Origin of the sequence: Streptococcus sp. Marseille-P6264, assembly GCF_902460355.1 — a bacterium.
GTDB lineage: Bacteria > Bacillota > Bacilli > Lactobacillales > Streptococcaceae > Streptococcus.
The window spans coordinates 422,729-448,876 of the sequence record NZ_CABPTO010000001.1; the positions used below are offsets into that span (position 1 = coordinate 422,729).

Annotated in this window: 21 protein-coding genes, 1 pseudogene and 1 other annotated feature; of the genes and pseudogenes, 3 read left to right on the forward strand and 19 right to left on the reverse strand. The window is 42.1% G+C overall.

What is annotated here, in order from left to right; translation table 11 throughout:
• Nucleotides 1–126: 126 nt before the first annotated feature.
• The 10 genes from FZ941_RS02165 to brnQ all read right to left on the reverse strand — a co-directional run bounded on the left by FZ941_RS02165 (nt 127) and on the right by brnQ (nt 14,354).
• Nucleotides 127–1,830 (reverse strand): sensor histidine kinase, encoded by a 1,704-nt coding sequence (locus tag FZ941_RS02165; RefSeq protein ID WP_148886674.1) that lies wholly within the window; start codon nt 1,828–1,830, stop codon nt 127–129.
• Nucleotides 1,827–2,561, reverse strand: a complete 735-nt coding sequence (locus FZ941_RS02170) for a response regulator (protein WP_148886675.1) — start codon at nt 2,559–2,561, stop codon at nt 1,827–1,829. The genes FZ941_RS02165 and FZ941_RS02170 overlap by 4 nt, the downstream gene beginning before the upstream one ends.
• A gap of 59 nt (nt 2,562–2,620) precedes the next feature.
• Nucleotides 2,621–3,742 carry a peptide-methionine (R)-S-oxide reductase MsrB gene (msrB, locus tag FZ941_RS02175; protein WP_148886676.1) on the reverse strand — a complete coding sequence of 374 codons (1,122 nt, stop codon included), beginning with the start codon at nt 3,740–3,742 and terminating at the stop codon, nt 2,621–2,623.
• 15 nt (nt 3,743–3,757) lie between these two features.
• Nucleotides 3,758–4,321: a redoxin family protein gene (locus FZ941_RS02180; RefSeq protein WP_148886677.1), complete on the reverse strand. Its 564-nt coding sequence runs from the start codon at nt 4,319–4,321 to the stop codon at nt 3,758–3,760.
• A gap of 67 nt (nt 4,322–4,388) precedes the next feature.
• Entirely contained in the window at nt 4,389–4,709 is a 321-nt protein-coding gene (locus FZ941_RS02185; protein WP_148886678.1) for a hypothetical protein, read from the reverse strand.
• Nucleotides 4,710–4,736: 27 nt separating this feature from the next.
• A complete protein-coding gene (gene ccdA2 / locus FZ941_RS02190) occupies nt 4,737–5,447 on the reverse strand; it encodes a thiol-disulfide oxidoreductase-associated membrane protein CcdA2 (RefSeq protein ID WP_148886679.1) in 711 nt (236 codons plus the stop codon).
• A 142-nt stretch (nt 5,448–5,589) separates the two neighbouring features.
• A complete protein-coding gene (locus tag FZ941_RS02195; protein WP_015604713.1) occupies nt 5,590–6,624 on the reverse strand; it encodes a cell wall metabolism sensor histidine kinase WalK in 1,035 nt (344 codons plus the stop codon).
• Entirely contained in the window at nt 6,621–7,319 is a 699-nt protein-coding gene (locus FZ941_RS02200) for a response regulator transcription factor (RefSeq protein WP_111694521.1), read from the reverse strand. The genes FZ941_RS02195 and FZ941_RS02200 overlap by 4 nt, the downstream gene beginning before the upstream one ends.
• Before the next feature lie 80 nt (nt 7,320–7,399).
• Nucleotides 7,400–12,781, reverse strand: coding sequence for an SSURE domain-containing protein (locus tag FZ941_RS02205; RefSeq protein WP_148886680.1), 5,382 nt, complete (start codon nt 12,779–12,781; stop codon nt 7,400–7,402).
• 241 nt (nt 12,782–13,022) lie between these two features.
• Nucleotides 13,023–14,354 carry a branched-chain amino acid transport system II carrier protein gene (brnQ, locus tag FZ941_RS02210; RefSeq protein WP_148886681.1) on the reverse strand — a complete coding sequence of 444 codons (1,332 nt, stop codon included), beginning with the start codon at nt 14,352–14,354 and terminating at the stop codon, nt 13,023–13,025.
• A gap of 239 nt (nt 14,355–14,593) precedes the next feature.
• On the opposite strand from brnQ, the gene FZ941_RS02215 reads away from it, so the two are divergent.
• On the forward strand, nt 14,594–15,577 hold the full coding sequence (locus FZ941_RS02215) for a YdcF family protein (protein ID WP_148886682.1): 984 nt from the start codon (nt 14,594–14,596) through the stop codon (nt 15,575–15,577).
• A 73-nt stretch (nt 15,578–15,650) separates the two neighbouring features.
• Nucleotides 15,651–16,334 (forward strand): B3/4 domain-containing protein, encoded by a 684-nt coding sequence (locus FZ941_RS02220; protein WP_148886870.1) that lies wholly within the window; start codon nt 15,651–15,653, stop codon nt 16,332–16,334.
• A gap of 89 nt (nt 16,335–16,423) precedes the next feature.
• On the opposite strand, the gene FZ941_RS02225 is transcribed toward FZ941_RS02220, so the two are convergent.
• The 4 genes from FZ941_RS02225 to FZ941_RS02245 form a co-directional block, all read right to left on the reverse strand.
• Nucleotides 16,424–18,196, reverse strand: a complete 1,773-nt coding sequence (locus FZ941_RS02225; protein WP_148886683.1) for an ABC transporter ATP-binding protein — start codon at nt 18,194–18,196, stop codon at nt 16,424–16,426.
• A gap of 9 nt (nt 18,197–18,205) precedes the next feature.
• The gene (locus tag FZ941_RS02230) at nt 18,206–19,942 is read right to left on the reverse strand and encodes an ABC transporter ATP-binding protein (RefSeq protein WP_148886684.1); all 1,737 of its coding nucleotides are present in this window, start codon (nt 19,940–19,942) and stop codon (nt 18,206–18,208) included.
• Between the two features lie 1,065 nt (nt 19,943–21,007).
• On the reverse strand, nt 21,008–21,148 hold the full coding sequence (locus FZ941_RS02240; protein ID WP_262366261.1) for a bacteriocin: 141 nt from the start codon (nt 21,146–21,148) through the stop codon (nt 21,008–21,010).
• 15 nt (nt 21,149–21,163) lie between these two features.
• Nucleotides 21,164–21,337: a bacteriocin gene (locus tag FZ941_RS02245; protein WP_262366262.1), complete on the reverse strand. Its 174-nt coding sequence runs from the start codon at nt 21,335–21,337 to the stop codon at nt 21,164–21,166.
• A gap of 381 nt (nt 21,338–21,718) precedes the next feature.
• Here FZ941_RS02245 and FZ941_RS02250 point away from each other — a divergent pair.
• Nucleotides 21,719–22,087, forward strand: a pseudogene (locus FZ941_RS02250) (cysteine peptidase family C39 domain-containing protein); the annotation flags it as partial.
• A 378-nt stretch (nt 22,088–22,465) separates the two neighbouring features.
• Here FZ941_RS02250 and rplL read toward each other — a convergent pair.
• The 5 genes from rplL to mmuM all read right to left on the reverse strand — a co-directional run bounded on the left by rplL (nt 22,466) and on the right by mmuM (nt 26,119).
• Nucleotides 22,466–22,834 carry a 50S ribosomal protein L7/L12 gene (rplL, locus tag FZ941_RS02255; protein WP_001196964.1) on the reverse strand — a complete coding sequence of 123 codons (369 nt, stop codon included), beginning with the start codon at nt 22,832–22,834 and terminating at the stop codon, nt 22,466–22,468.
• 73 nt (nt 22,835–22,907) lie between these two features.
• Entirely contained in the window at nt 22,908–23,408 is a 501-nt protein-coding gene (gene rplJ / locus FZ941_RS02260) for a 50S ribosomal protein L10 (RefSeq protein WP_001287273.1), read from the reverse strand.
• Nucleotides 23,409–23,446: 38 nt separating this feature from the next.
• Nucleotides 23,447–23,581, reverse strand: a sequence feature (ribosomal protein L10 leader region).
• A 59-nt stretch (nt 23,582–23,640) separates the two neighbouring features.
• The gene (locus FZ941_RS02270; protein WP_148886686.1) at nt 23,641–23,982 is read right to left on the reverse strand and encodes a hypothetical protein; all 342 of its coding nucleotides are present in this window, start codon (nt 23,980–23,982) and stop codon (nt 23,641–23,643) included.
• A 284-nt stretch (nt 23,983–24,266) separates the two neighbouring features.
• Nucleotides 24,267–25,064: a formate/nitrite transporter family protein gene (locus tag FZ941_RS02275; RefSeq protein WP_005589763.1), complete on the reverse strand. Its 798-nt coding sequence runs from the start codon at nt 25,062–25,064 to the stop codon at nt 24,267–24,269.
• Between the two features lie 107 nt (nt 25,065–25,171).
• Nucleotides 25,172–26,119, reverse strand: coding sequence for a homocysteine S-methyltransferase (gene mmuM, locus FZ941_RS02280; RefSeq protein WP_148886687.1), 948 nt, complete (start codon nt 26,117–26,119; stop codon nt 25,172–25,174).
• Nucleotides 26,120–26,148 lie beyond the last annotated feature (29 nt).

Consider the following 26,148-nt stretch of genomic DNA (forward strand, 5'->3'; position numbering starts at 1 on the left):
CTGTAAAAGCTGATGAAATCAGCGTAGTAGCGCCCACTCAACCACTGCGTCTTGCTCGACAATCCAAAAACAATTGAGAGGCTAGGACTTTTGTCCCAGCCTCTTGAATATTGAAAGATAGCGAACTTAATCATCTGTAACTAGCGGCAAGTAAAGACAAATCTGGGTAAATTTATCTGGTTCGGATTGGATTTCCATATGATAGTCGTCTCCGAACTGCAATCTTAAACGTTGATCAACATTTTTCAGACCGACACCACCTAAACGAAGGAGAGTCGCATCTATAGAGGCGTTGACATCAAAGCCACGGCCGTTATCATAGATAGACAATATCAGTTGTCCTTCTTCTACTACTGACGTCACCCGAATCATGCCTTGGCGGTCAATTTCTTTAATGCCATGGTAGATGGCATTTTCGACCAAAGGCTGAAGTACTAGCTTGGGCAGTTTATAATCAGCCAGAGATTCATCCTCTTCAATCTCATATTGGAGCTTGTCACCATAGCGCTGCTTCTGGATAAAGAGATACTGACGAACGTGATCAATCTCATCTCTAAGAGAAATTTGTTCATGCCCTTGATTGAGCGCCAAGCGGAAATACTGAGCGAGTGATTTCGTTACCTCAACAACACGCTTGCTGTCGTTAAATTCAGCCATCCAGACAATCGTATCTAAGGTATTATAAAGGAAATGGGGGTTGATTTGAGCTGAGAGAGCTCGGAGCTCATAGCGTCGGACATTTTGTTCTTCAGTCTTGACAGCTTCCATCAGTTGTTCAATTTGGTCCAGCATTTTATTGAACTGCTGAGCCAAGTCAACTAACTCTGGAGAACCCTTTGCTTCCGCTCGCAGATTTGAGTCACCTGCCCCAATCTTCAGAATGACAGCCTGCAGATTCTGCAGAGGCTTAATCCACAAACGCAGAACAAACCAAATACCAGTCAAGCACAGCAGGAGTGCTAAAACGCCCATTCCTACAAAAGAATAAAGCATCTGTGACTGAAGCATCTGTAATTGCTCTAATGAGGCGACGCCAATTAAAGTCCAGTCGCTGTCCGCAATATCAATCTGGTAGACAAAAGCCCGCTTCTGGTCTGCGTAACCGTCCTTGACTGAGATATAGGGCTGCATAGCTTTCATTTCCTGACTAGAGGAATAAACACTCTTCTTAGGATGATAGACAAATTCATGCTGGCTGTTGACAATAAAGCTAAAGCCTTTCTTCCCTAGCTGAAGCCGATCCAGATAGGCTTTGAGACTGTTATAGCCTATATCCAGACGCAAAACACCCAGATTCTGCCCTGCGTCATCCACCACTTCCTGAGTGACAGAAACAACCCACTTCTCCTTCTCTGATGATAGAGATTCCTTACGAGCAGGGGTCAAGACAGGCATGGCCCTGGTATGGACTGCTTCCTGATACCATTTTTCATTCATCATATCAGAGGATGTCTGCATGCTGATTTGAGTATCTGTCGATACCACACGCCCGTCCTTGGTAACCAATACTGCCGACACTAAATCCGGATCTGTCTCAATGATGGTTTTCATCAAAGACTGAACTGACGTTTCGCTGCTTTCTTGATTCTGAGCAAACTTCCGAATCGTTTCTTCCTTGCTTAGTGCGGAGGTGGTTTGCTTTAATTTCTGCAAATAGGAAGCAATGAACTGCCCGCTTTGCTCCATACTATTACGCGTCGTACGCTCTGTCAGCTGCCGAATAGTCCCCGAGCTAGTCTGATAGTAAAGACTCCCAACACCCCCCAAGAGTAAAAGGACCAGCAGAAAAATATAGACAATCAACTGGATAAGAAGCGGATACCGTTTCATTTCTCCTCTCCTTTTTTAAACTGCCGGGGTGTCAGCCCAACCACCTGCTTGAAGCGCTGAGAAAAATAGTTCATATCGTCAAAACCTACCTGCTCTGCTATTTCATAAATCTTCAAATCTGTAGTTAAGAGTAAGAGTTTTGCTTTTTTCATCCGCTCTTGAATCAAATAATCTTGAAAGGGCAAGCCTAATTCTTTTTTGATAAGAACACTTAGATAGGACGGACTAAACCCTAAATGGAAAGCCAAACTTTTCAGGCTTAATTCTGAATCAGCTAGACGCGCATGAATAGCCTCTTCCAACTCAGAGTGCTGTCCTTGATCGACTAAGTTTTGAATCTGGGCTTTTTTGCGCTCCTTATCAAGCTTGATCTGCAGCTTGGTCAACATCTCCTCGACATCATCCTTGGAAAATGGCTTGAGAAGATAGTCATCTGCACCTAGCTTAATGGCCGTCCGAGCATAGTCAAAATCATCATATCCAGTCAGAAAAACGATATGGCACTTGGGAGCCTGGTCCCTGACTAGCTTGGCCAGTGCGAGGCCGTTCATCTGTGGCATATTGATATCGGTCAGCAGGATGTCAGCAGGATTTTCCTGAAATTTCTGCCAAGCTTCTCTTCCATTTTCAGCCTGGGCAATGACTTGCATACCAAACTGTTCATAGTCTACCAAGGACGCAATCCCCTGTCTTACCAGATACTCATCCTCTACAATCATAATTGAATACACAAGATTCAACTCCTTATTTATACTGGATTTATTATAGCAAATTTTCAATCAAAATGCTCTTAAACATAATCCAAGAGATAACCGTAGCCCTTCTCCTCCATCTCAGCTTTTGGAATGAACTTAATTGACAGACTATTGATGCAGTAGCGCAAGCCGCCCTTGTCCTTAGGACCGTCCGTGAAAACATGACCCAGATGGGAATTTCCAACCCGACTGCGAACTTCCGTTCGAGTCATATTAAAGCTCTTGTCTTCTTTGTAAGTCGCAACATCTGGACTGATAGGACGTGTGAAACTTGGCCAACCGCAGCCAGAGTCAAACTTATCCTTTGATGAAAAGAGAGGCTCTCCCGTCACCACATCCACGTAGATACCAGCATCAAACTTATCCCAATAGCGGTTAGAAAAAGCCCGCTCTGTGTCATTCTTTTGTGTAACTGCGTATTCTTCTGGCGAAAGCTTAGCCTTAATCTCTTCATCGCTAGGCTTAGGATAGCGATTAGCTTCGATAACAGGGTAAGCAGCTTGATTGACGTCGATATGGCAATATCCATTAGGATTCTTTTTTAGATAATCCTGATGATAATCTTCTGCCTTTATAAAGTTTTTCAGAGGTTCTTTTTCAACAGCTAAAGGCTTATCATATTTCTTGGCGACTTCATCAAAGACCTGATTAATAGTATCAAGATCAGCTTCGTCCTTATAATAAACACCCGTTCGATACTGGGTACCCTGATCATTTCCCTGCTTGTTTTTAGAAGTTGGATCAATAATGCGGAAATAATGAAGTAAGATTTCTTTGAGAGATATCTTTTTAACGTTATAGGTAATTTTTACCGTCTCAGCGTGACCAGTTTGAGAGACCAATTCATACTTGGTCGTGTCGCTCTTACCATTTGCATAGCCAGATTCCGCATCAATGACACCTGGTACTCTAGAGAAATACTCTTCTACTCCCCAGAAACAGCCGCCAGCCAGATAAATCTCCCGCTTGTCCTCTTCCTTGACATCTTCTTTCTTTTGCTTGGACACTGTTTCTGTCTTACTCATAGAGGCTTTCTTGATTTGCTCAATATTAGCCTGAGACGAGCTAATAGACACGGAACCCTTGATTAGGAAAAATAGGCCAAAACAGAAAAGCAAACCAATTAAAACCAGAAAAATCTTCCATTTACTTTCCATTTTCTTTACTCCTTTCTACTTGATCTCCTTTAGTGTTTTTTCAATATCTTCCTTGCTTATGTAGCCCACATGAGTTTTAGCAAGTGAGCCATCACTATTGATAAAGAGAGCAGATGGGTAGGATCGAATACCGTATTCTTTCAGCAATTCTCCCTTAGTATCCATAAGAACTGGCATGTTCTTGTAATCCAAAGACTTGTACCATTCCTTGAAATCATCAGCAGACTTTTCTCCGTTAAAAGTTGGAGACACCACCGATAGGACAACATAATCTTTTCCTGACTGCTCCTTAGCCAAGTCATTGGTATCTCCAAGAGTGGATAGACAGATAGAGCACCAAGAAGCCCAAAATTTTAGATAGACTTTCTTGCCTTTGAAATCAGACAACTTGTAGGTCTTGCCGTCTACTCCTTGCAGACTAAAGTCCTTCGCCATCTTTGTAGCTTGATTAGAATTTGCCTTACTAGTCATGGAACTTTTATCACTTTTAGAAGCTTCCGAATTCATTTGCTGATTTGAGCAAGCTCCCAATAATCCTACGCAAAGCAGCCCTGCGGTTAATAGAGACAGTTTTCTCATAGTTTTTTTCCTCTCTAAACAAGGAGAAAGCCGACAAAATTGACGACTTCCAGCCTTATTGATAATTTTATTTATCAGATGACATTTCAGACGAATCTTTCGTGTCATCCTTCATGCTTGAATCACTTGATTTCATATCATCTTTCATGTCAGACTGACTGTCGGACATCATAGAAGAGTCCTTCATGTCATCCTTTTTCATCTTGTCATCAGACATGCTAGAGTCTTTCATATTATCCTTCTTCATGTCATCTTTTTTCATATCGTCTTTCTTCATCATGCTGCTGTCGTCCGTCTTTTTCATATCTGAATTTGACTTTTGACTGGAGCAAGCAGCCAAGGCAAAGATACTAAGAGTAGCCATTGTAAAAGTAGCGATTTTTTTCATGATAGTTCTCCTTTAATTATATAATTTTTATCCAAATAGTGACGCTAAAGCGTTTAGATTTCCGAGCATAAGTAGAATTCCCATAAGAATGATGAGAACTCCGCCGATTTTCTTAAGCGTTCCCATATAAGGTTTGAGTTTTGCAAAGCGCTGTAATACCCAGCCAGAAGCTAAAGCCATTGCTAGAAAAGGAAGGGCTAATCCGAGTGTATAAACCAACATAAGTAAGCCTCCTTGAAGAGCACCGTTTCCACCAGAAGCAGCAATCGCTAATACAGAGCTCAGAACAGGCCCAACACAGGGGGTCCAACCAAAGCTAAAAGTAATCCCTAAAGTGAAGGCATTAAGCAAGTCACTCCGTTTGCTATTCTGTTTAAACTGGATGCTTTTTTGCTTTTGCAGCTGCTGGATATTGATGACGCCCGTTTGGTGGATTCCCAATAGTATGACAATTCCACCCAAAAGATAGCGAAACCAAGGGGCGTATAGGACTTGCCCTAGAGCACCAGCACCATAGCCCAAGACTAAAAATACAGTCGACAATCCCGCTATAAAACAGAGTGTTTTGACCATCCCGTACCAAGAAACCTCTCGTCCTAGAATCTTGAATGTTCTCGACTGGTCTTCATCTAGTAAGATTCCTACATAAACCGGCATAAGCGGTAAGATACAAGGGGAGAAAAAGGAAAGAATCCCTGCCAGAAAAACTGAAATAAAGAACAAAAAACTTGTAGCCATTTCAAAAACCTCTCGATCATTTTCTGACTATAGTATAAAATAAAAATCCCCCTAAAAATAGGGAGATAGATTTGGAAAAACTTGAATTTGGTTTTATCTTTTCTACACCATGAGTTGAAAGCATTCACCACTGACTGAGGATCTATGTTAAGTTGAGAGCAAATGTAAAGGTGCTTCCTAGGCCATACTGGCTTTCGACTGTAATTTCTCCACCCAGCTGATGAGCCAACTCACGCGCAATCGCAAGCCCCAGACCATGGCCACCTGTCTTCATATTACGTGAAGTTTCCACACGGTAAAGGCGTTTAAAAATCTTATCCAAATCCTCGGGAGCAATGCCCTGTCCTTCATCTTTCACACTGATTGTCAAGACTTGCTCAGTTAATTGAGCCGTAACCTCGATTTTAGTTCCTGGGTCTGAATACTTAAAAGCATTATTTAGCAAGTTGACCAAGATACGGGAAAGTTTGTCATAATGACTCTTAATTTTTGCTGACTCAGGAGACACTTGAATGTAAATGTCCCGCTCTTCCTGCTCAATCAAGAGTTGAAATTCACTCATAGCCTCGATCAAAAGCTGGTCTATAAAGACTATTTCGGCTTCTCCATCTGATTCTGATCGAGGCTGGGCATTAAGAGTCAAAACATCCAATTCTTCCACTAGTTTATTTAAACGCTCTGTCTGACGACTAATGGTTGTTAAATAATGAATCTGCTCCTCTTCCTTGATCACTCCATCCAAAATACCCTCCACAGTCGCCTGAATAGAGGTGATGGGAGTTTTAATATCGTGAGAAAGCTGGGCAATCATCATTCCCTTTTCGCGCTCACTTTCATCAAGTGATGCAAACGTTTCTTGCAAGTTATGAGACATATCATTAAAAGCCTGACCCAACTCCTGAAATTCAATAGGCCCTTTGGCTTCAATCTCTGTTCCAAAATCCTTGCTGGCTATATCCTGGGCTTGTTTTTTCAAATGCCGAAGAGAAGAAAATACTGGCGATAAAAGAATGAGACTGACTGCTGCTCCAATAAAACTAGCAATTAAGGTCATTCCAACTAGAAAATCAATCTCACTTTTCACGATCAACATTCGCTGAACTGCCCAGAACACGAGCAAAATGGTTAATAGACTAGAAATCAGATATCCTACTAGAATATAACTTTTTAATTTCATTTTATACCTCGTGGCCTTTCCATTTTATACCCCAGACCCCAGACAGTTTTGATGGCAGGAGTGTCTGAACTGGCATACTTGGTCAATTCTTGTCTGAGTGCATGGATATGAACATTAAGGGTATTGGTGTCATCTACATAGTCTTCCTGCCACACCTTCTCGTAAAGCTCCGTCTTTGAAAAAACTCTCTCAGGATTGCTAGCTAAAATCCAGAGCAGTTCAAAGGACTTCACTGTTAATTCCAAAAAATGCTTCCCGATGCGAACCTCATGAACCACATGATTCATCACCAAATCACCGAGCTCAATTTGTTCTGTCTCGTCCCCACGCTGAATACGACGCAAGATATTATTGACTCTTAGAACCAGCTCGCGCGGACTGAAAGGCTTAGAGATAAAGTCATCCGCCCCCAAGCTCAAGCCATAAATCTTATCCTGCTCGCTGGTCTTAGCCGTTGTAAAGAGAAAAGGTTGATCAGGTGCGATAGACTGAACCTCACTGATAAAGTCATAACCGTCCATATTTGGCATCATGATATCTGTGATGATCAGGTCAACAGATTTCTTTTTAAAAAGATCTAATCCCTCCACGCCATCTCGAGCCACTAAAACCTGATAGCCAGCCTGCACAAGATAGCGTTTTTGGATATCTAGAATATCCATCTCATCATCAACGAGTAAAATTGTCTTTCCCATTTGCCAATCTCCTGATAAAAACAGTGTTATACTGGCTTTAGTATAACACTATTTTTAGTAATTTTTAAATGATTTGAACCTTAATCTTCTTGTTTTGCTTTCAAACCTAGAAGGCTAAGAATTCCTGCCAAGGCTAGTCCTAAGAAACCAATGGTAGCTGTAGCTGTTTGAGCTTCACCAGTGTTTGGTAACGTAGGCTTATCATTTTTTTTCATTGTATCTACCATCGGCTTAGAAGTTTGGCGTTCCCCCTTCACATCAGTCATGCTATGATCCACTTCCTTCTTACCCTTAGCTGTACTCATAGAATCTGTTGCAGAAGACTTCTTATTCATCTGACCTTCTTGAGATGGTGTTGCAGAAGACTTCTTATTCATTTGACCTTCTTGAGATGGTGTTGTAGAAGGCTTCTTATTCATTTGACCTTCTTGAGATGGTGTTGTAGAAGGTTTCTTATTCATTTGACCTTCTTGAGATGGTGTTGTTGCCATTTCTTTTCCACGAAGCTGAATCGTTACTTGACGAGTCGCAACAAGATTGCTTAAATCTGGTTTGCCGTCTTTGGCGCCATAAACTTTGACAGTAGCTTGGTAACTGTGAGTGCCGTTAGCTCGAAGTTGGTCGAGAAGGGCTTGTCCATCTTTACCTGTCGTGTTGCCGTTTAAGTCTACTTCGTAGAAGTATTGACCTTTGGCCAAGCCTTCAAGCGGCAAGAGAGCTGGATTGTTCGCTGTGCCATTGTCAGACCATGGTGCTTTATCAGAAGATTTGAGCAAGAGACGCGTCAACATGCCGTCACCACCGAAAGCTTCATACGGGATGACTTGGTTAACACCAGCCAAGAATGGACCGGGAACATTCGCTTTTTCTAGATAGCTTGCTGGAACGTCAATATGGTCTTTAATATTTTTAGTAACTGAATCTTTGACTGCTTCTTTTGAAACAAGACCATTCATGTCAACCGTCACATTTTTTGTCGCAACAAGATTGCTTAAATCTGGTTTGCCGTCTTTGGCGCCATAAACTTTGACAGTAGCTTGGTAACTGTGAGTTCCGTTAGTGCGAAGTTGGTCGAGAAGGGCTTGTCCATCTTTACCTGTCGTGTTGCCGTTTAAGTCTACTTCGTAGAAGTATTGACCTTTGGCCAAGCCTTCAAGTGGCAAGAGTGCTGGGTTTTTAGCTGTACCATTGTCGGACCATGGTGCTTTATCAGAAGATTTGAGCAGGAGACGCGTCAACATGCCGTCGCCACCGAAAGCTTCATACGGGATGACTTGGTTAACACCCGCCAAGAATGGACCAGGAACATTCGCTTTTTCTAGGTAGCTAGCTGGAACGTCAATATGGTCTTTAATATTTTTAGTAACTGAATCTTTGACTGCTTCTTTTGAAACAAGACCATTCATGTCAACCGTCACATTTTTTGTCGCAACAAGATTGCTTAAATCTGGTTTGCCGTCTTTGGCGCCATAAACTTTGACAGTAGCTTGGTAACTGTGAGTTCCGTTAGTGCGAAGTTGGTCGAGAAGGGCTTGTCCATCTTTACCTGTCGTGTTGCCGTTTAAGTCTACTTCGTAGAAGTATTGACCTTTGGCCAAGCCTTCAAGTGGCAAGAGTGCTGGGTTTTTAGCTGTACCATTGTCGGACCATGGTGCTTTATCAGAAGATTTGAGCAGGAGACGCGTCAACATGCCGTCGCCACCGAAAGCTTCATACGGGATGACTTGGTTAACACCCGCCAAGAATGGACCAGGAACATTCGCTTTTTCTAGGTAGCTAGCTGGAACGTCAATATGGTCTTTAATATTTTTAGTAACTGAATCTTTGACTGCTTCTTTTGAAACAAGACCATTCATGTCAACCGTCACATTTTTTGTCGCAACAAGATTGCTTAAATCTGGTTTGCCGTCTTTGGCGCCATAAACTTTGACAGTAGCTTGGTAACTGTGAGTTCCGTTAGTGCGAAGTTGGTCGAGAAGGGCTTGTCCATCTTTACCTGTCGTGTTGCCGTTTAAGTCTACTTCGTAGAAGTATTGACCTTTGGCCAAGCCTTCAAGTGGCAAGAGTGCTGGGTTTTTAGCTGTACCATTGTCGGACCATGGTGCTTTATCAGAAGATTTGAGCAGGAGACGCGTCAACATGCCGTCGCCACCGAAAGCTTCATACGGGATGACTTGGTTAACACCCGCCAAGAATGGACCAGGAACATTCGCTTTTTCTAGGTAGCTAGCTGGGACATCAATCATGTCTTTGATATTGTTAACAACAGACTCTTTAACCTGAGTTGGGGTAGTCAAGCCATTCAAGTTGACATTCAAATCTTTAGTCGCTACCAGATTTGTTAAGTCAGCTTTGCCATCTTTCGCACCGTACACCTTGATGGTAGCTTTATAACTTTGAGTGCCGTTTTGTTTCAACAAGTCTAACAAGTCTTTATCTGATTTACCTTGAGTACCTGCCAAGTCTACTTCATAGAAGTAGAGGCCTTTACCCAATTTTTCTACTGGTGGAAGGGCAGGATTTTTAGCTGAACCATTGTCTGACCATGGAGCCTTGTCAGAAGCCTTCAAGATAAGGCGAGTCAACATACCGTCGCCAGCGAAGGCTTCGTATGGGATGACTTGGTTGACACCAGCTGTGAATGGACCTGGGAAGTTGGCTTTGTCCAAGTAAGTTGCTGGAACATCTACTGTGTCTTTGGTGTTGTCGGCTACGCCTTTTTGGACTTCAGTTGGCGTAGTCAAGCCATTCAAGTTGACATCCAAATCTTTTGTTGCGACAAGATTAGTCAAATCAGCCTTACCGTCTTTAGCACCGTACACCTTGATAGTAGCTTTATAACTTTGAGTGCCGTTTTGTTTCAACAAGTCTAACAAGTCTTTATCTGATTTACCTTGAGTACCTGCCAAGTCTACTTCATAGAAGTAGAGGCCTTTACCCAATTTTTCTACTGGTGGAAGGGCAGGATTTTTAGCTGAACCATTGTCTGACCATGGAGCCTTGTCAGAAGCCTTCAAGATAAGGCGAGTCAACATACCGTCGCCAGCGAAGGCTTCGTATGGGATGACTTGGTTGACACCAGCTGTGAATGGACCTGGGAAGTTGGCTTTGTCCAAGTAAGTTGCTGGAACATCTACTGTGTCTTTGGTGTTGTCGGCTACGCCTTTTTGGACTTCAGTTGGCGTAGTCAAGCCATTCAAGTTGACATCCAAATCTTTTGTTGCGACAAGATTAGTCAAATCAGCCTTACCGTCTTTAGCACCGTACACCTTGATAGTAGCTTTATAACTTTGAGTGCCGTTTTGTTTCAACAAGTCTAACAAGTCTTTATCTGATTTACCTTGAGTACCTGCCAAGTCTACTTCATAGAAGTAGAGGCCTTTACCCAATTTTTCTACTGGTGGAAGGGCAGGATTTTTAGCTGAACCATTGTCTGACCATGGAGCCTTGTCAGAAGCCTTCAAGATAAGACGAGTCAACATACCGTCGCCAGCGAAGGCTTCGTATGGGATGACTTGGTTGACACCAGCTGTGAATGGACCTGGGAAGTTGGCTTTGTCCAAGTAAGTTGCTGGAACATCTACTGTGTCTTTGGTGTTGTCGGCTACGCCTTTTTGGACTTCAGTTGGCGTAGTCAAGCCATTCAAGTTGACATCCAAATCTTTTGTTGCGACAAGATTAGTCAAATCAGCCTTACCGTCTTTAGCACCGTACACCTTGATAGTAGCTTTATAGCTTTGAGTGCCATTTTGTTTCAACAAGTCTAACAAGTCTTTGTCAGATTTACCTTGGGTGCCTGCCAAGTCTACTTCATAGAAGTAGAGGCCTTTACCCAATTTTTCTACTGGTGGAAGAGCGGGGTTTTTAGCTGAACCATTGTCTGACCATGGAGCCTTGTCAGAGGCCTTCAAGATAAGACGAGTCAACATACCGTCACCAGCGAAGAATTCGTATGGGATGACTTGGTTGACACCAGCTGTGAATGGACCTGGGAAGTTGGCTTTGTCCAAGTAAGTTGCTGGAACATCTACTGTGTCTTTGGTGTTGTCGGCTACGCCTTTTTGGACTTCAGTTGGCGTAGTCAAGCCATTCAAGTTGACATCCAAATCTTTTGTTGCGACAAGATTAGTCAAATCAGCCTTACCGTCTTTAGCACCGTACACCTTGATAGTAGCTTTATAGCTTTGAGTGCCATTTTGTTTCAACAAGTCTAACAAGTCTTTGTCAGATTTACCTTGGGTGCCTGCCAAGTCTACTTCATAGAAGTAGAGGCCTTTACCCAATTTTTCTACTGGTGGAAGAGCGGGGTTTTTAGCTGAACCATTGTCTGACCATGGAGCCTTGTCAGAGGCCTTCAAGATAAGACGAGTCAACATACCGTCACCAGCGAAGAATTCGTATGGAATGACTTGGTTGACACCAGCTGTGAATGGACCTGGGAAGTTGGCTTTGTCCAAGTAAGTTGCTGGAACATCTACTGTGTCTTTGGTGTTGTCGGCTACGCCTTTTTGGACTTCAGTTGGCGTAGTCAAGCCATTCAAGTTGACATCCAAATCTTTTGTTGCGACAAGATTAGTCAAATCAGCCTTACCGTCTTTAGCACCGTACACCTTGATAGTAGCTTTATAGCTTTGAGTGCCATTTTGTTTCAACAAGTCTAACAAGTCTTTGTCAGATTTACCTTGGGTGCCTGCCAAGTCTACTTCATAGAAGTAGAGGCCTTTACCCAATTTTTCTACTGGTGGAAGAGCGGGGTTTTTAGCTGAACCATTGTCTGACCATGGAGCCTTGTCAGAGGCCTTCAAGATAAGACGAGTCAACATACCGTCACCAGCGAAGAATTCGTATGGAATGACTTGGTTGACACCAGCTGTGAATGGACCTGGGAAGTTGGCTTTGTCCAAGTAAGTTGCTGGAACATCTACTGTATCTTTAGTATTCTCAGCAACGCCTTTTTTAACTTCCTCTGGAGTTGTTACTGATTGAGGAGTAGTCGCTTCACGGTCTTGTTTTGAAACTGCATTAGGAGTTGCCACTGGCTTAGCTTCTTCTTCTTTTGGTTTGTTAACTTCCGACATAACCTTTTCTTCTTTTGGTTCGTTAACTTCCGGCATAACCTCTTCTTCTTTTGGTTTTACAACTTCTTCCTTAGGAGCTAGGCTAGACTTGTCTGAAGAATTAGTCTCATCGACTACTTCCTTTGGAGTTGGAGTCGTCTGATTTGCAGGAAGAGCTGAATCTACAGCTTCTTTGAGAACTGTCTCTGGCAACTCATTCTTTTCTACTGATGATGAATCTACTTGAAGAACTGGAGCAGGAGTTGAAGTGAGAACATCTGCATGCACAGTGTTTGGTTGTCCAACTAGCAAAAAGAAACCACTAGCAACCACGACGGAAGCCACACCCACGCTTAAACGACGGATTGACCAACGAGTATACTTTTGATTTGGATTGAATTTCATAGGATTCTCCTTTGGTTTGTTTTTTTATTGACTCTAGTATAATCCCCTAAGATTAAAAAGGAATAAGAAAAAATTAAAATTTTTCTTAAATCCTTCTTATAAAATGCTTATATCGCCTTATCACTCATCAAAAACCAGATTAAAGTACTTCATCAAATATTCCTAGGCATCATCAGTAATCACCTACTACAATTGACAATGAATCAAAAAAATCCATCACTTTCGTGATGAATTTTAGTTCTTATACTTCAAATTCAAATGCTTCACCTTTTTGCTTGTTTGGCAAAAGGAGCGAGAGCAAGATTCCAACCAGAGCCGGCAGCAACCAAGGTAGAGAAGCTTGTGCAAATGGCAGAGCATTGACCAGATTGAGAATTGCAGTTAGCTTGAATTGTCGTCCCAAAATGCTAGCAAAAGCAATTAGCGTCACCACTGCTATGGCCAACTGCATTCCTGGTTTAGAAAGTGGTAAAAAGCGATTAACCATAACAATCATGACAATTGTGATAGTAATAGGATAAAGAATCTCCAGAACTGGAACTGAATACTGGATAATAGCATTCAAACCAAGATTTGCAATAGCGAAACCAACTAGCGTAAAAATGGTTGCATAAACCTTATAAGATACTTTCGGGAAGGTATTGTGGAAAAATTCGCCAGTTGAGACGATGAGTCCCGCTGTAGTTGTAAAACAGGTCACCGTTACCATAATTGCTAGGAAAATTTGAGCCATTGGACCAAAGATGGCCTGAGTTGCAGAAGACAAAACAGAGGCCCCTACGTTTGCACCTTTCGGCAAATTCGCTAGATCAAGTGGGAAGTGATTTCCAAGGAAGGCCAAACCGATATAAAGAACGCTAAAGCCCAGCGCCACAAGGATACCCACGATCCAAATAGTAGAAATATATTCTTTTTTATTCTTGAAACCGAGCTGGTTGAGTGTCGTCACAGCGACCACACTAAAGGCAACTGAAGCCAAAGCATCCAGAGTATTGTAGCCCTGAAGAAAGCCTGCTCCGAAAGCTGAAGCAGCATATTCCGCTGTTGCTTCTTGAGGAGCCGCAGATCCATATTTAATAGCACCTAGTACAACCAAAACTACAATCAAGAGGGCAAAAATTGGTGTTAGATAACGACCGATACTATCAAGGATATTTGAGGGATTGAGGGCGATCAGATAGGCCAAAGCGAAATAGAGCAGCGTGAAGGCAAAAAGCCAAATAGTGTGAGAACCTGCAGGCAACATAGGCTCAATTCCGACAGAAAAGGCAGTGGTCGCCGTCCGAGGAATGGCAAAGAAGGGACCAATTGAAAGGTAGAGGGCTACCAAGTAAGCAACCGCAAACCAAGGGGCAATCTTTTTCGAAATTTCATCAATATAACCCTTGGGATTCAAAGTACCTATAATCAAGGTTAGAATAGCAATACCGACACCTGATAGGACAAAGCCTCCAATAGCTGGCCCAAAATTTTGACCAGATTCCAAGCCCAGCTGAGGTGGGAAAATCAGGTTACCGGCTCCGAAAAACATTCCAAATAAAAGCAGGCCGGTTAGGGATCCTTTTTTTAACATCATCATCTCCAGTCTTTTTAAGATTTTTCCATTATACAGATAAATACCTTTCATTGCAAGATTTTTGAAATGAAAATTACATTTTCTTAGTATTGGAAGGATTCGGTAGATTTGATGCGATTTATTTCAAAACAACTCGAGACCTTCTTTTTGTAATTCGATTTATTTCATATTAAATAACTTTTTTATTGGATATATTTATGTTATACTGGTTAAAAGTTCATTTGCGAGGTTTTATTATGGTACTTCATCTAGTCTGGCTTATCCCTGCTGCTATATTTGCTCTATTATGTTATCGAGAACCCAGAAGTTTATTCAATGCTTATCTCCTGACCTTCACTCTTATGATGATGGGAATTGTTTTAGCAGGTTTTACCATTGTTAGTCTTGAGCGATTTATTGGCTATACACCAGCTATTATCTTGTTTTTGGCAATACCCTTTAGTGTTTTCGCTTCTACTGTTTATTTGCTTTTTAATGGTCGCAAAATGGTGCAGCTAGAGGGGCTTAGATTGGCCAATCTACTATCGCTTCTCTACGGCCTAGCTATCGTGGGGGTGGGTCTGTTGCATTTTTTCGCTCCACGATCATTTCTTGCAAATTTGATTTCCTTCGCTGATCTGCTCCTATTTTACGGAACCTTTCTCTATCTTTCCTATATCATCTACGACTTCTTTTTAAATATCTTTCCAATCAAGAAAGAGCCCCAGACTATCATTATCCTCGGCTCAGGATTGTTTGGGGACAAGGTACCTCCCCTACTGGCTCAACGATTGGATAAAGGGCTAGCCATCTATGAGAAGTTTAATCGGAAGCCAGTCATCATTGTTTCTGGCGGTCAAGGAGATGACGAGTTAATTTCCGAAGCAGAGGCCATGGCAGGATATTTGATGGAAAAAGGAGTCCCAGCTGACAGTATTCTCCTTGAAAATAAATCTCGCACGACGTTTGAAAATCTCACATTCAGTAAGCAGCTTATGCTAGCACATGGACTGGAGCAAGATCGGGTTGTCCTTGTCACAAATTCTTTCCATGCGCTACGTGCTGGCATCTATATGAAACAGGTTGGTCTCAAAGGCCGCAGTATTGGTTCTCGCACGGCCTTCTATTTTCTTCCCTCAGCTTGGATCCGAGAAACTGCTGGCTTAATCCGTATCTACTGGAAATGGCATGCTTTTATCATCGGAAGTCTGCTGCTTCGCTACCTTTTCTTCCTATTTTAGACATTATTTTCATTGTAAAAATCCTTATAAAAAGGTATAATCAAGGTAAGAAAAAAATGGAGGTCCGTCTATGATGAAATTTACCATTGATCAAAGTTTAGCAGAACTTGGCATTAAGAGTGTGGTCCTTGGCATTGCTAAAAACGTTGATCCTCAAGCACCTTTATCAGAAGCCTTTCTCCAAAAACAGAAGGAAGCCGAAAACTGGGCTTTAAACTGCAATCTAGCAGAAATCACTGACCATCCGACTATCCAGGGCTACTGTGATTTACTGCAGAAAGTGGGGCGCAGTGTTAAAAAGAACCCACCAACTGTACCAGCTCTGATCCGCAATATCCAACACCGCGGCTCCATTCCAAGAATTAACAGTGTCATTGATATTTATAATGTGGAAGCCCTGCATTCTCTTCTGGCTATCGGTGGGCATGACCTTGATAAAATCGGTGATGAGATTGAGTTTACTGTCAGTCAGAAGGACGATGTTTTCCTCCCTATCTTATCCAAAGAAAAGCATGTAGCTCCGACTGACTATGTCTATCGAGATGAAAAAGGCATCCTTGCTTGGCTTGATGTCCGTGACAGCGACCTTTATAAATTTGATGATAGCACCAAAAATGCCATTTTCATTATCCAAGGAAATGCCCATACATCTGTCCAAATGCGACTAGACGCCCTCGAACGCATTCACCAAGATTTAGCGGCAGCCATGCCAAATCTCGAATTTGAAACCCATGTCATTCAAGTAGACGATCTTTAAGCAACTTTTCACCCGACAAGCTTTTGAGGTAAAAACCCATCAATTATAAATCAAACAGGAAACTCAGCTGAGCTTCCTGTTTTGTATGTCTAGGCTTCTTTCTTATCCGAAAATTGGCTCATATACAAGTCATGATAGAATCCCTTGTCGGCCAGTAGCGACTCGTGATTGCCCTGCTCAATGATTTGTCCATCCTTGAGCACCAAAATCTTGTCTGCTTCTTGGATAGTAGACAAACGGTGTGCAATGACAAAGCTCGTCCGCCCCTGCATGAGAGTTTTCATTGCTTTTTGAATCAAGAGCTCCAAACGAGTATCCACTGAAGAAGTCGCCTCGTCCAAAATCAGAATCTTAGGATCTGCCAAAAGCGCCCGTGCAATTGTCAGGAGTTGCTTTTGACCTAGCGAAATATTGCTAGATTCCTGATTCATTTCCATATTGTAGCCACCTGGTAAGGTGCGGATAAAGTGATCCACATTGGCTGATTTGGCTGCTTCTACAATCTCCTCATCGGTAGCATCAAGGTTACCAAAGCGAAGATTTTCCTTGATAGTTCCTTCATAAAGCCAAGCGTCCTGCAGAACCATACCAAATTGCTTGCGATAGTCTTGACGCGATAGCTGACGAATATCGTGACCGTCCACGCTGATAGATCCCTTGGTCACATCGTAGAAACGCATGAGCAGGTTGATCAGGGTCGTCTTACCAGCTCCGGTCGGCCCGACAATAGCCACCATTTCACCCGGCTGGACTTCCAGATTAAAGTTGCGAATCAGCGGCTTGTCTGCCACATATTGGAAGTCTACATCTTTGAAGCTGACTTGACCAGTCAAGTCCTTGTCTAGCTGGATAGTATTATCCATGACTTCATCTGGCTCATCCAAAATCTGGAAAATCCGATCCAGCGAAGACTTGGCACTCTGGAGCTGACCTGCCAGCTGAGTAAGGTTTTGGATGGGTTGATTGACCTGCCAGACGTACTGGACAAAGGCCTGCATATTCCCGATAGTCAGCTGACCAGCAATAACCTGCAATCCGCCTACCAGAGCTACGATGAGATAGGTTAAATCAGAAATCGCATTAAGGACGGGCATCATGAGCCCTGAGATAAAGCTGGCTTTAAAGCCGACTTCCTGTAATTTTTGAGTAATAGCTCGAAAATCCTCAGCCGAAGTCTCTTCCCGACCATAAAGCTTGAGAACATTAAAACCTGACAGATTTTCCTGGACGAAGCCATTCATAGCACCCAAAACATCCGCCTGCTGCTTAAAGTAAGGCTGGGATTTTTTGAGGATAATTCTTGCTCCCAAATAGGTCAGAGGAATGCTGACGATAACGATCAAGGCCAGCTGGACATTCAGGTAAAGAACCATCCCAATGACCAAAATCAGGGTCATGACGGCATTGACCACCTGCAAAAAGCTTTGTTGAAGAGCATTGGAGACGGTCTCCACATCGCTGGTAAAGCGCCCAATCAAATCACCAAATTGGTGCTTGTCAAAGTACGAAACAGGAATTTGATTGATCTTATGACTAAGCTCATTGCGCATGTCGCGAACGGTGCTCTGCACAGCATTGGTCATGAAATAGTTAGAAAAGTATGAACCAATCTCATAAAAGAGGGCACGAATAAAGTAGAGCAGCATGATCCAAGCCACATAGCTGCTATTGATGGCTGCACCGGGCACTCCCTTAGCCATATCCAGCAGATTTTGCGTCAGCTCAGTGATAGCAAGCCCTAGGACAAAAGGCTCTAGGACACTCATGACCACGCTGACAATCTTGAGGAAGACTGCAAGAAGTACGGCTGCTTTATAGACTTTTAGATAGCCCCATAAGCGGACAAAACTATTTTCTTTCATCTCTTCCTCCTATTCTTCTGTTAGTGATTGGCTATTGAGCTGGGAATTGGCAATTTCGCGATAGATGGCATTATTTTCCATCAGCTCCTCATGCCGGCCGCGACCCACGATTTCACCCTTGTCTAAGACAATGATTTGATCCGCATCCATAATGGTTCCGACCCGCTGAGCCACGATGAGAACCGTTGCATCCTGCGTCTCTTCCTTGAGTCGGCGGCGCAAAGTAGCATCCGTCTTGTAGTCCAGAGCCGAGAAGGAATCATCAAAGATATAAATATCCGGTTCCTTGACAACCGCACGCGCAATGGACAGACGCTGCTTTTGACCACCAGATAGATTGCTGCCGCCTTCAGCCAAATGCGTCTCGTAGCGCTCTTCTCTGCTCTCGATAAAGTCGCGAGCTTGAGCCACATCCGCTGCTTGATTGAGCTCCTCAGAGCTAGCATCTTCCTTACCATAGCGGATATTTTCAGCGATCGTCCCGGTAAATAGCAGAGCTTTCTGCGGGATAAAGCCAATCTTCTGACGGAGGGCCTTGAGATTATAGGCGCGGACATCCACACCATCCACCAAAATCTTGCCCAAGGTCACATCATAGAAACGCGGAATCAGCTGAACCAAGGAAGACTTACCAGAGCCTGTTGAACCGATAAAGGCGATCGTTTCCCCTGGCTTGGCCTTGAAAGAAATATTATGCAGGACAGGATTTTCTGTCTCACCTGGATAGGCAAAGGTTACATTGTCAAATTCCAAATAGCCATGAGTCGCAGTTTCCGTGATCCCATTCTCATTTGGATCGATGGAAATCGGCATATCCATAACTTCCTTCAGCCGCTCGCTAGAGACCGCTGTCCGTGGATACATGGTAAAGAGACTGGATAGGAGCAGGAAGGACAGAAGAGCATGGAAACTGTACTCGATAAAGGCAACCAAATCCCCGATTTTCAGCTCACCGCTGCCTAGTGGTTTCAGAGCAAACCAGACAATGGCCACAATCATGGCAATGATAATCTGCACAAAGAGAGGCTCCGTCAAACCTGTCAATTTAAAGAGACGGTTAGAATTCTCCGCATAAATTTCATTTTCATTGGCGAAGCGCTCTTCCTGAAAATCCTCACGGGCAAAGGCTCGAATGACCCGCAGACCGGTCAGATTTTCCCGAGCATACTGGTTGATCTTGTCCAACGTCTTCTGCTGCTTTTCAGACAAGGGACGCGTCTTGACTGCCACATACCAGACTACGATTGCCAAAAAAGGCACTGAAATCGCCACAATCCAAGCCATGGACGGACTGGTCAGGAAAATCATGAGGATAGACGACAGCATCATGATAGGCGTGATAGCTCCCATCTTGAGCGTTTGCTCAGCAAACTGCATAAGGACAAAGGCATCACTGGTAATCCGCGTCACCAGCGAAGAAACGCCAATCTGCTCGTACTCATGATGAGAATACTCCTGTAGCTTGTCATAGAGATCATTCCGCATATCCCGCACCATACTGGTCGTTAATTTTCCAGCGGCATAGGAAAGGACGATCCGCCCTAAAATCCCAAGTATAATAACCAGCAGCATGATAAAGCCCCAGAAATACAGGCGTTCCTGATCGCCCTGGTTGATCCCTTCGTCAATCATGCGCGCCAAAACTGTTGGCAGCCCTAGATTGACCACTACAAAAAAGATGGCCGCCACAAAATCCAGCACCAGCCACTTGGGGTAGCGTTTCAAATAAGACCAAATGTAAAGCATAATCCCTCCATTTTCTATAACAATAAAAAAGCACTGAAGAGTACTTTTATACAGAAAAGAGCGCGCAAATGCACGCTTTATTAAGAATATTATAGCAGAAATATGAAAAATCGTAAAGACTGACACTGATATCTTTTCTTTCAATCTATATGATACTTTAAGAATATAGCACTTACAATGATTTCTTACACTCTAATAAAAAAACAATTACAAAAAAGAACCCGAGAACTATTTTGTCTCATTTTTTTTGTAGCCAAGAGACTATTGTCCCAGACTCTTGGTGGGAAATGAAATCATTTTCCACCCTATTTCGCTTTTTGACATTGTTCAAAACCTTGCTACAATGGGATTTCGCAATGTAATTGCGTACCCTTATTATTTAAGAATTACTTCAAATTGTTTCACCATTGTATTCATCATGAGTACCTCCTATATAATAGATATTTTTTGTCAGATTGTAACCCTGACAAGTTCAGTATAGCAGAACAAAAGAGATTTTTACTGCAAAGTCTTTAAATGTACGATTTTCATCACGAAACGTATTTTTTCATGATTTGTAACCATTCATTTTATTTTAATTATAAACCATGACATAAGAAAACGAGTATCTTCAACTATGGAATACTCGTTTTTTTGATAGTTAGAAGTGGAGTTTTGCCTAGCCTCTATGTAACATGCTCAAAACTTTTTAAAATACATTAATATTAAAAGAGCTAATAACCTAATGAAGTGTCAAATGTTGCTAACTCCACTTATCTTCAAATTTAAATAGACACATTATTGGAGTTATCAGTAAGAAAAAATCTAACCAATTTAGATAATTCATAATATAGGATATAATACCAGCCATAACGACAAGGTACAAAGCTGTACGATATCCTCTCTTTGGATTTTTATCAGCCTTAGTGTTAAAAATGATGTACACACAACAAATTACAATGAGTATAAGTTGAATCATAGTTTCATTTAACATATTAACATCCATTCCTTTTTTTAACTATTTTGGGGGCCTCAATCCATAAACTACAAAGCCACCTACGATAGCCCCCCTGTTGCGCAAATCAATTAAGCTTGAGGGCCCCCAGCAATACAGGATTGTCCTGCCTGAAATGCACCCGACAAGGCTCCTAAAAGCACATCTCCTCCCAATCCACCTCCAGAAATATTACTTAATTCTTGATTATTTACTATTTTGTAATTAAACATAATTTCTACTACTTTCTATTGCCAAATATTATCAGCAATTGCAGTAAAAGCGCCACCAAGTTTAGCTCCAGCCCAAGCACAGCCAGCAGTCATAGTCCATACGGCACCACCAGTAATGACTCCTCCTACCGTACACACAGCAACTCCGATACCCGCTCCATAGGCAGCTCCTTTTCCTACTGCTCCCAAATCAGTTCCTCCCTAAATGCTAGCCAGCATTTCGGTATCCAAAACATCAAATTGAGTCGTTGTTTTTATTTCCATGAGGGATACCTCCATATTAATATTTATTATTTTTGCCGGATTGCAATTTTGACATGTTTAGTATATCATAATAAATACTAGTTTTACAGCAAAATCTTTAAATGTACGATTTTCATCACGAAACGTACTTTTTTCATGATTTGTAACCATTCATGATTAAAAATATGCCGTTAAAAAAGGTGTCAACTAATTTTCAAATCCAAAAATACCATTCAAGATATTATATGCTCCATTTAAGATTTGAACGATTTTTCTACCTATTTTTTGTCATAATGATCTTGTAAATAACAAGAAAGGTTTTGACAAATGACATCTTACAAACGAACCTTTGTCCCTCAAATCGACGCTAGAGACTGTGGAATCGCCGCTTTAGCCTCTATTACCAAGTTTTATGGTTCTGACTATTCCTTAGATCATTTGCGAGAACTAGCTAAAACAAATGAAGAAGGAACGACCGCTCAAGGAACGACCGCTCTTGGTATCGTCAAAGCAGCCAAAGAAATAAGTTTTGAAACAAGAGCCATCAAAGCTGATATGGGCCTCTTTGAAATGGAAGACATACCTTATCCCTTTATCGTTCATGTTAATAAAGAGGGCAAACTACAACACTACTACGTTGTCTATCAAAATATAAAAAACCATCTTATCATTGTGAACCGCATCCCAAATGTTAGACAAAAAATATTAGCTTCTAAAAATTATATAGTGGGAAAAATCACTGTAGGAATTATGAAGCCTATTTAATTGTTTACCTTTGACAGATTATGAGATTGTACAAAAGGTTCTCTTCTACTCTCAAGACCTCAGTGAGCATAATGACTCTATCGACTCTTACTCCTTCATTTTCAATGGAAAAAAACCATCCATAGACTCATCAAAGCAAGGATAGATTTCCTTAACTCACTACAATTCACAAAAAATCAAAGACCCCACCAAACTTTCGTTTGGTGGGGTCTTGGTGGGAAATGAAATCATTTTCCACCCTATTTCGCTTTTTGACATTGCTCAAAACCTTGCTACGCTGGGATTTCGCAATGTAATTGCGTACCCTTATTATTTAAGAGTAACTGAAGCTCCAGCTTCTTCCAATTTAGCTTTGATTTCTTCAGCTTCTGCAGTTGGAACGCCTTCTTTGATGACACCTGGTGCACCATCAACAAGTTCTTTAGCTTCTTTAAGACCAAGACCAGTGATTTCACGTACAACTTTGATAACGCCAACTTTTTTGTCACCAGCAGCTGTCAATTCAACGTCAAATGAATCTTTAGCAGCGCCAGCGTCAGCAGCACCAGCTGCAGCAACAGCTACAGGAGCAGCTGCAGTTACACCAAATTCTTCTTCGATAGCTTTTACAAGGTCGTTCAATTCAAGGATTGAAGCTTCTTTAATTTCAGCAATAATGTTTTCAATGTTCAATGCCATTGTTATTTCCTCCAAATAAGTTTTTATTTTTATAATAATTTTTTGTAGCTAGGCTACGCTGCGTAGCTTAAGATTAAGCTGCGTCTTCTTTGTTGTCTGCGACTGCTTTGACAGCAAGTGCAACGTTGCGAACTGGCGCTTGAAGTACAGAAAGGAGCATAGAAAGAAGTCCTTCGCGGTTTGGAAGAGTTGCAAGTGCAAGAATCTCTTCTTTTGATGCGACAGCGCCTTCGATAGCACCACCTTTGATTTCAAGTGCTTCTGCATTCTTAGCAAAATCGTTCAAGATTTTCGCTGGTGCGATAACATCTTCATTAGAAAATGCTACTGCAGATGGTCCAACAAATACTGATGCAAGATCTTCAAGACCAGCTTTTTCAGCTGCACGACGTAAGATTGAGTTTTTAATTACTTTGTACTCAACTTCGCTTCCACGAAGCTCACGACGAAGAACAGTATCTTGCTCAACTGTCAAACCACGAGCGTCCACAACAACGATTGATGCAGCAGCTTTCATTTTCTCAGCTACTACGTCAACTAATTCTGCTTTTTTAGCAATAATTGCTTCACTCATTTAGTGTTTCACCTCCGTAATTATTTTGCTTAGGGAATTTTTCTAAAAGAAAAACGCGCCCAAACCTAGACACGAAAGTACAATACGCTTCTTTTACATGATACGTTTTGTCCTCGGTAGGATCTTTATGAGTCGAGCTCCCCTACTGTCTTAGGCAGTTTTTTCAAACCATGTATAATTATAGCAAAAGAAAAAAAAGATTGCAAGCTTTTTGTGCAATCTTTTTACTTTTTTATGCATTTTTAGGAAAAGTCTTGTCAAGCAAGGCTTTACTAGCATCGTCAGCAGGCACCCAGCCATCAGTGAAAACTCGGTCTTTTATCCAAAGACGATTATAGAAAAAGGCCCAAAATAAGTTGTAGGCAGTTCCTACAGGTCTCAAGAAATCATCTGGGATAAGAAGCGTTGCAATCACAGCAAATACAAACAGTGAGCCAAGCATGATCCCAAAGTATTTCCAGTCTTTACGCAAGAGAGGAACGAAAAAGTTAAATAGCAAGGTTGTAATAGAGTACATTGGTGACAAAGTCTTAACATTGCTGCCATCTGGTGCTTGAATAGTAAGTTTATTCATCAAGATCTCCTTAAATATAAAAATATTAATAAAGTATAACAAAATTTTATATGTTTGTCAATTTAAGCAGATCTAGACGGGAATCAGATGGTCACTTCTTCAAAAAAAGAGGCTGGGAAAAAAGTCCTAGCCTCTCAATTGTCTTTGGATTGTCGAGCAAGACGCAGTGGTTGAGTGGACTCTACTACGCTGATTTCATCAGCTTTTACAGCCCTACTCAACTGTGCGGAGGTGGGACAACGAAATCGAATTCTAACGAATTACCGATTTCTGTCCCACTCTCTTTAATCTACATAATGTTCTTCTTTTTTATTGAACCAAGCGTATGGCAGACCGATCAGAAGACCACCACCAATCAAGTTCCCTACGAAGGTCACAGCCCAGTGACGCAGGATATTTCCAATACCAAAATTTGCCACCTGTGATGCAGCTGAGCTAAATTTGACGATAGCAAAAGAAGCAAAGTTAGCTGCCAAGTGTTCGTTGGTTAAGAAAACAAACATATAAATAGCTGAAATAACCAAGAAAAGCTTAGCTGTACTATCTTTCACCAAGACGAAGGAAAGAATCGCAATATTAACAAATACATTGGCGAGTATTCCCTCAAGTAAAATAAGTTCATTTGAACGGGCAAGCTTCATCTGCACAACACCAGCAATGAAACTTTCCTTGCTAAGTCCCGCATAAGCCGCCGAATTAGCAAAGAGCCACCCAGCAATCAGAGCCCCAATCAAATTAAAGAAAGTACAATAGAACAAAATAATCAATGCTTTTTTCCAGTCAATCTTCTTTAGGAAAGTTCCCGCTGTCAAAAACATCATGTTGGAAGTCACCAGCTCAGCATTCAGAAAGACGATGTAGGCCAATCCCCAAGCAAAGATAAAAGGGAAGAGAAAACGACCCGTTCCTGGAACAATCTTATTTGTCAGGTCTGCCGCAATAGCTCCTGCCCCTGTACTGAAGGTCAGAAAGGCCCCCGCAAAGATAGAGCGAACAGCATACTTCCCCTTGCTTGTGTCAAACAAGCCTTCTTTCTTACGGCAAGCTGCTTCTATTTTTGGAATAAATGTCGATTCGACCATAATAATTCTCCTCTAAGTTAAACTATGTACAGTATATCACAAACTTTTATTTTTAGAAAGCGTTTTCTGTAAGTTTTTTGCTAAATTTGAACTTGGAAAGCTACATTTCAAGTTCTTAGTTCGCCTGCTAGCCGCCTTATATCTTCTGGCCGTGTTCGGCAGCAACCGCCAAAAAGCTGAACGCCCTGCTTCTTCCAAAGCTGACTGTAATCAGTTAAACAGGGCTGCTGCTCAGGATTGTCCTGCCAAGTATTCGTCGCCACATTATAGACCTCTCCAGAATTTGGATAGGCCAGCAAGGGTTTATCGCACACCTGTTTTAACTTTTCTAATAAGGGAACAAGCAGATGCGGAGCTGTGCAGTTAAAACCGACAGCCAATACTTGTGGACTCGACTGAACCAAGCGCCCAACTTCTTCTATCAATGTTCCGTCCGAAATCGCCGATGCCGTCTGAGCTGTAAAAGATAAATAGGCCTCCGCCTGCGGAAATTCTTCTGCTAACAAGTGAACAAGCGCCTCTGTTTCTGCTCCGTTAGGAATCGTTTCAAGTGCCAATAAATCACAGCCCGCGTTCAGTAAGGCTTGAATGCGCGGACGATGAAAGTCTTTAAATTCCTCCTCACTCAAGCGATAGGATCCTGTGTACTCCGAACCATCAGCCAGGTAAGCAGCATAAGGCCCGACCGATCCAGCTGTCAAAGGATAAGAGCGCTGCTTCTGTTCATCTAGCGATAATCTCCCCCAGACATTTTTAACCGCTGCCTGTGCCAAAAGGACTGTTTCTTTGACGATTTCATGAGCCTTATCTAAACTCAATCCTTCTTCGAAAAAAGCTGGAATGCTGGCCTGATAACTGGAAGTGGTGATAATGTCACTGCCCACCCGAACATAATCCTCATGCAGGTCTTGGATAATCTGAGGATTCTCAAGCAAGTACTTAGCTGACCAAAGCTGACCAGAAACATCATAGCCCTGCCTCTCCAGCTCTGTCCCCAAAGCACCATCTAGAATTATTATGTCTTGCTTTTCAAGTAAGTCTTTAAACGCTCCCATTCTTGCTCCTCAATCTTTTTCTAAAATAA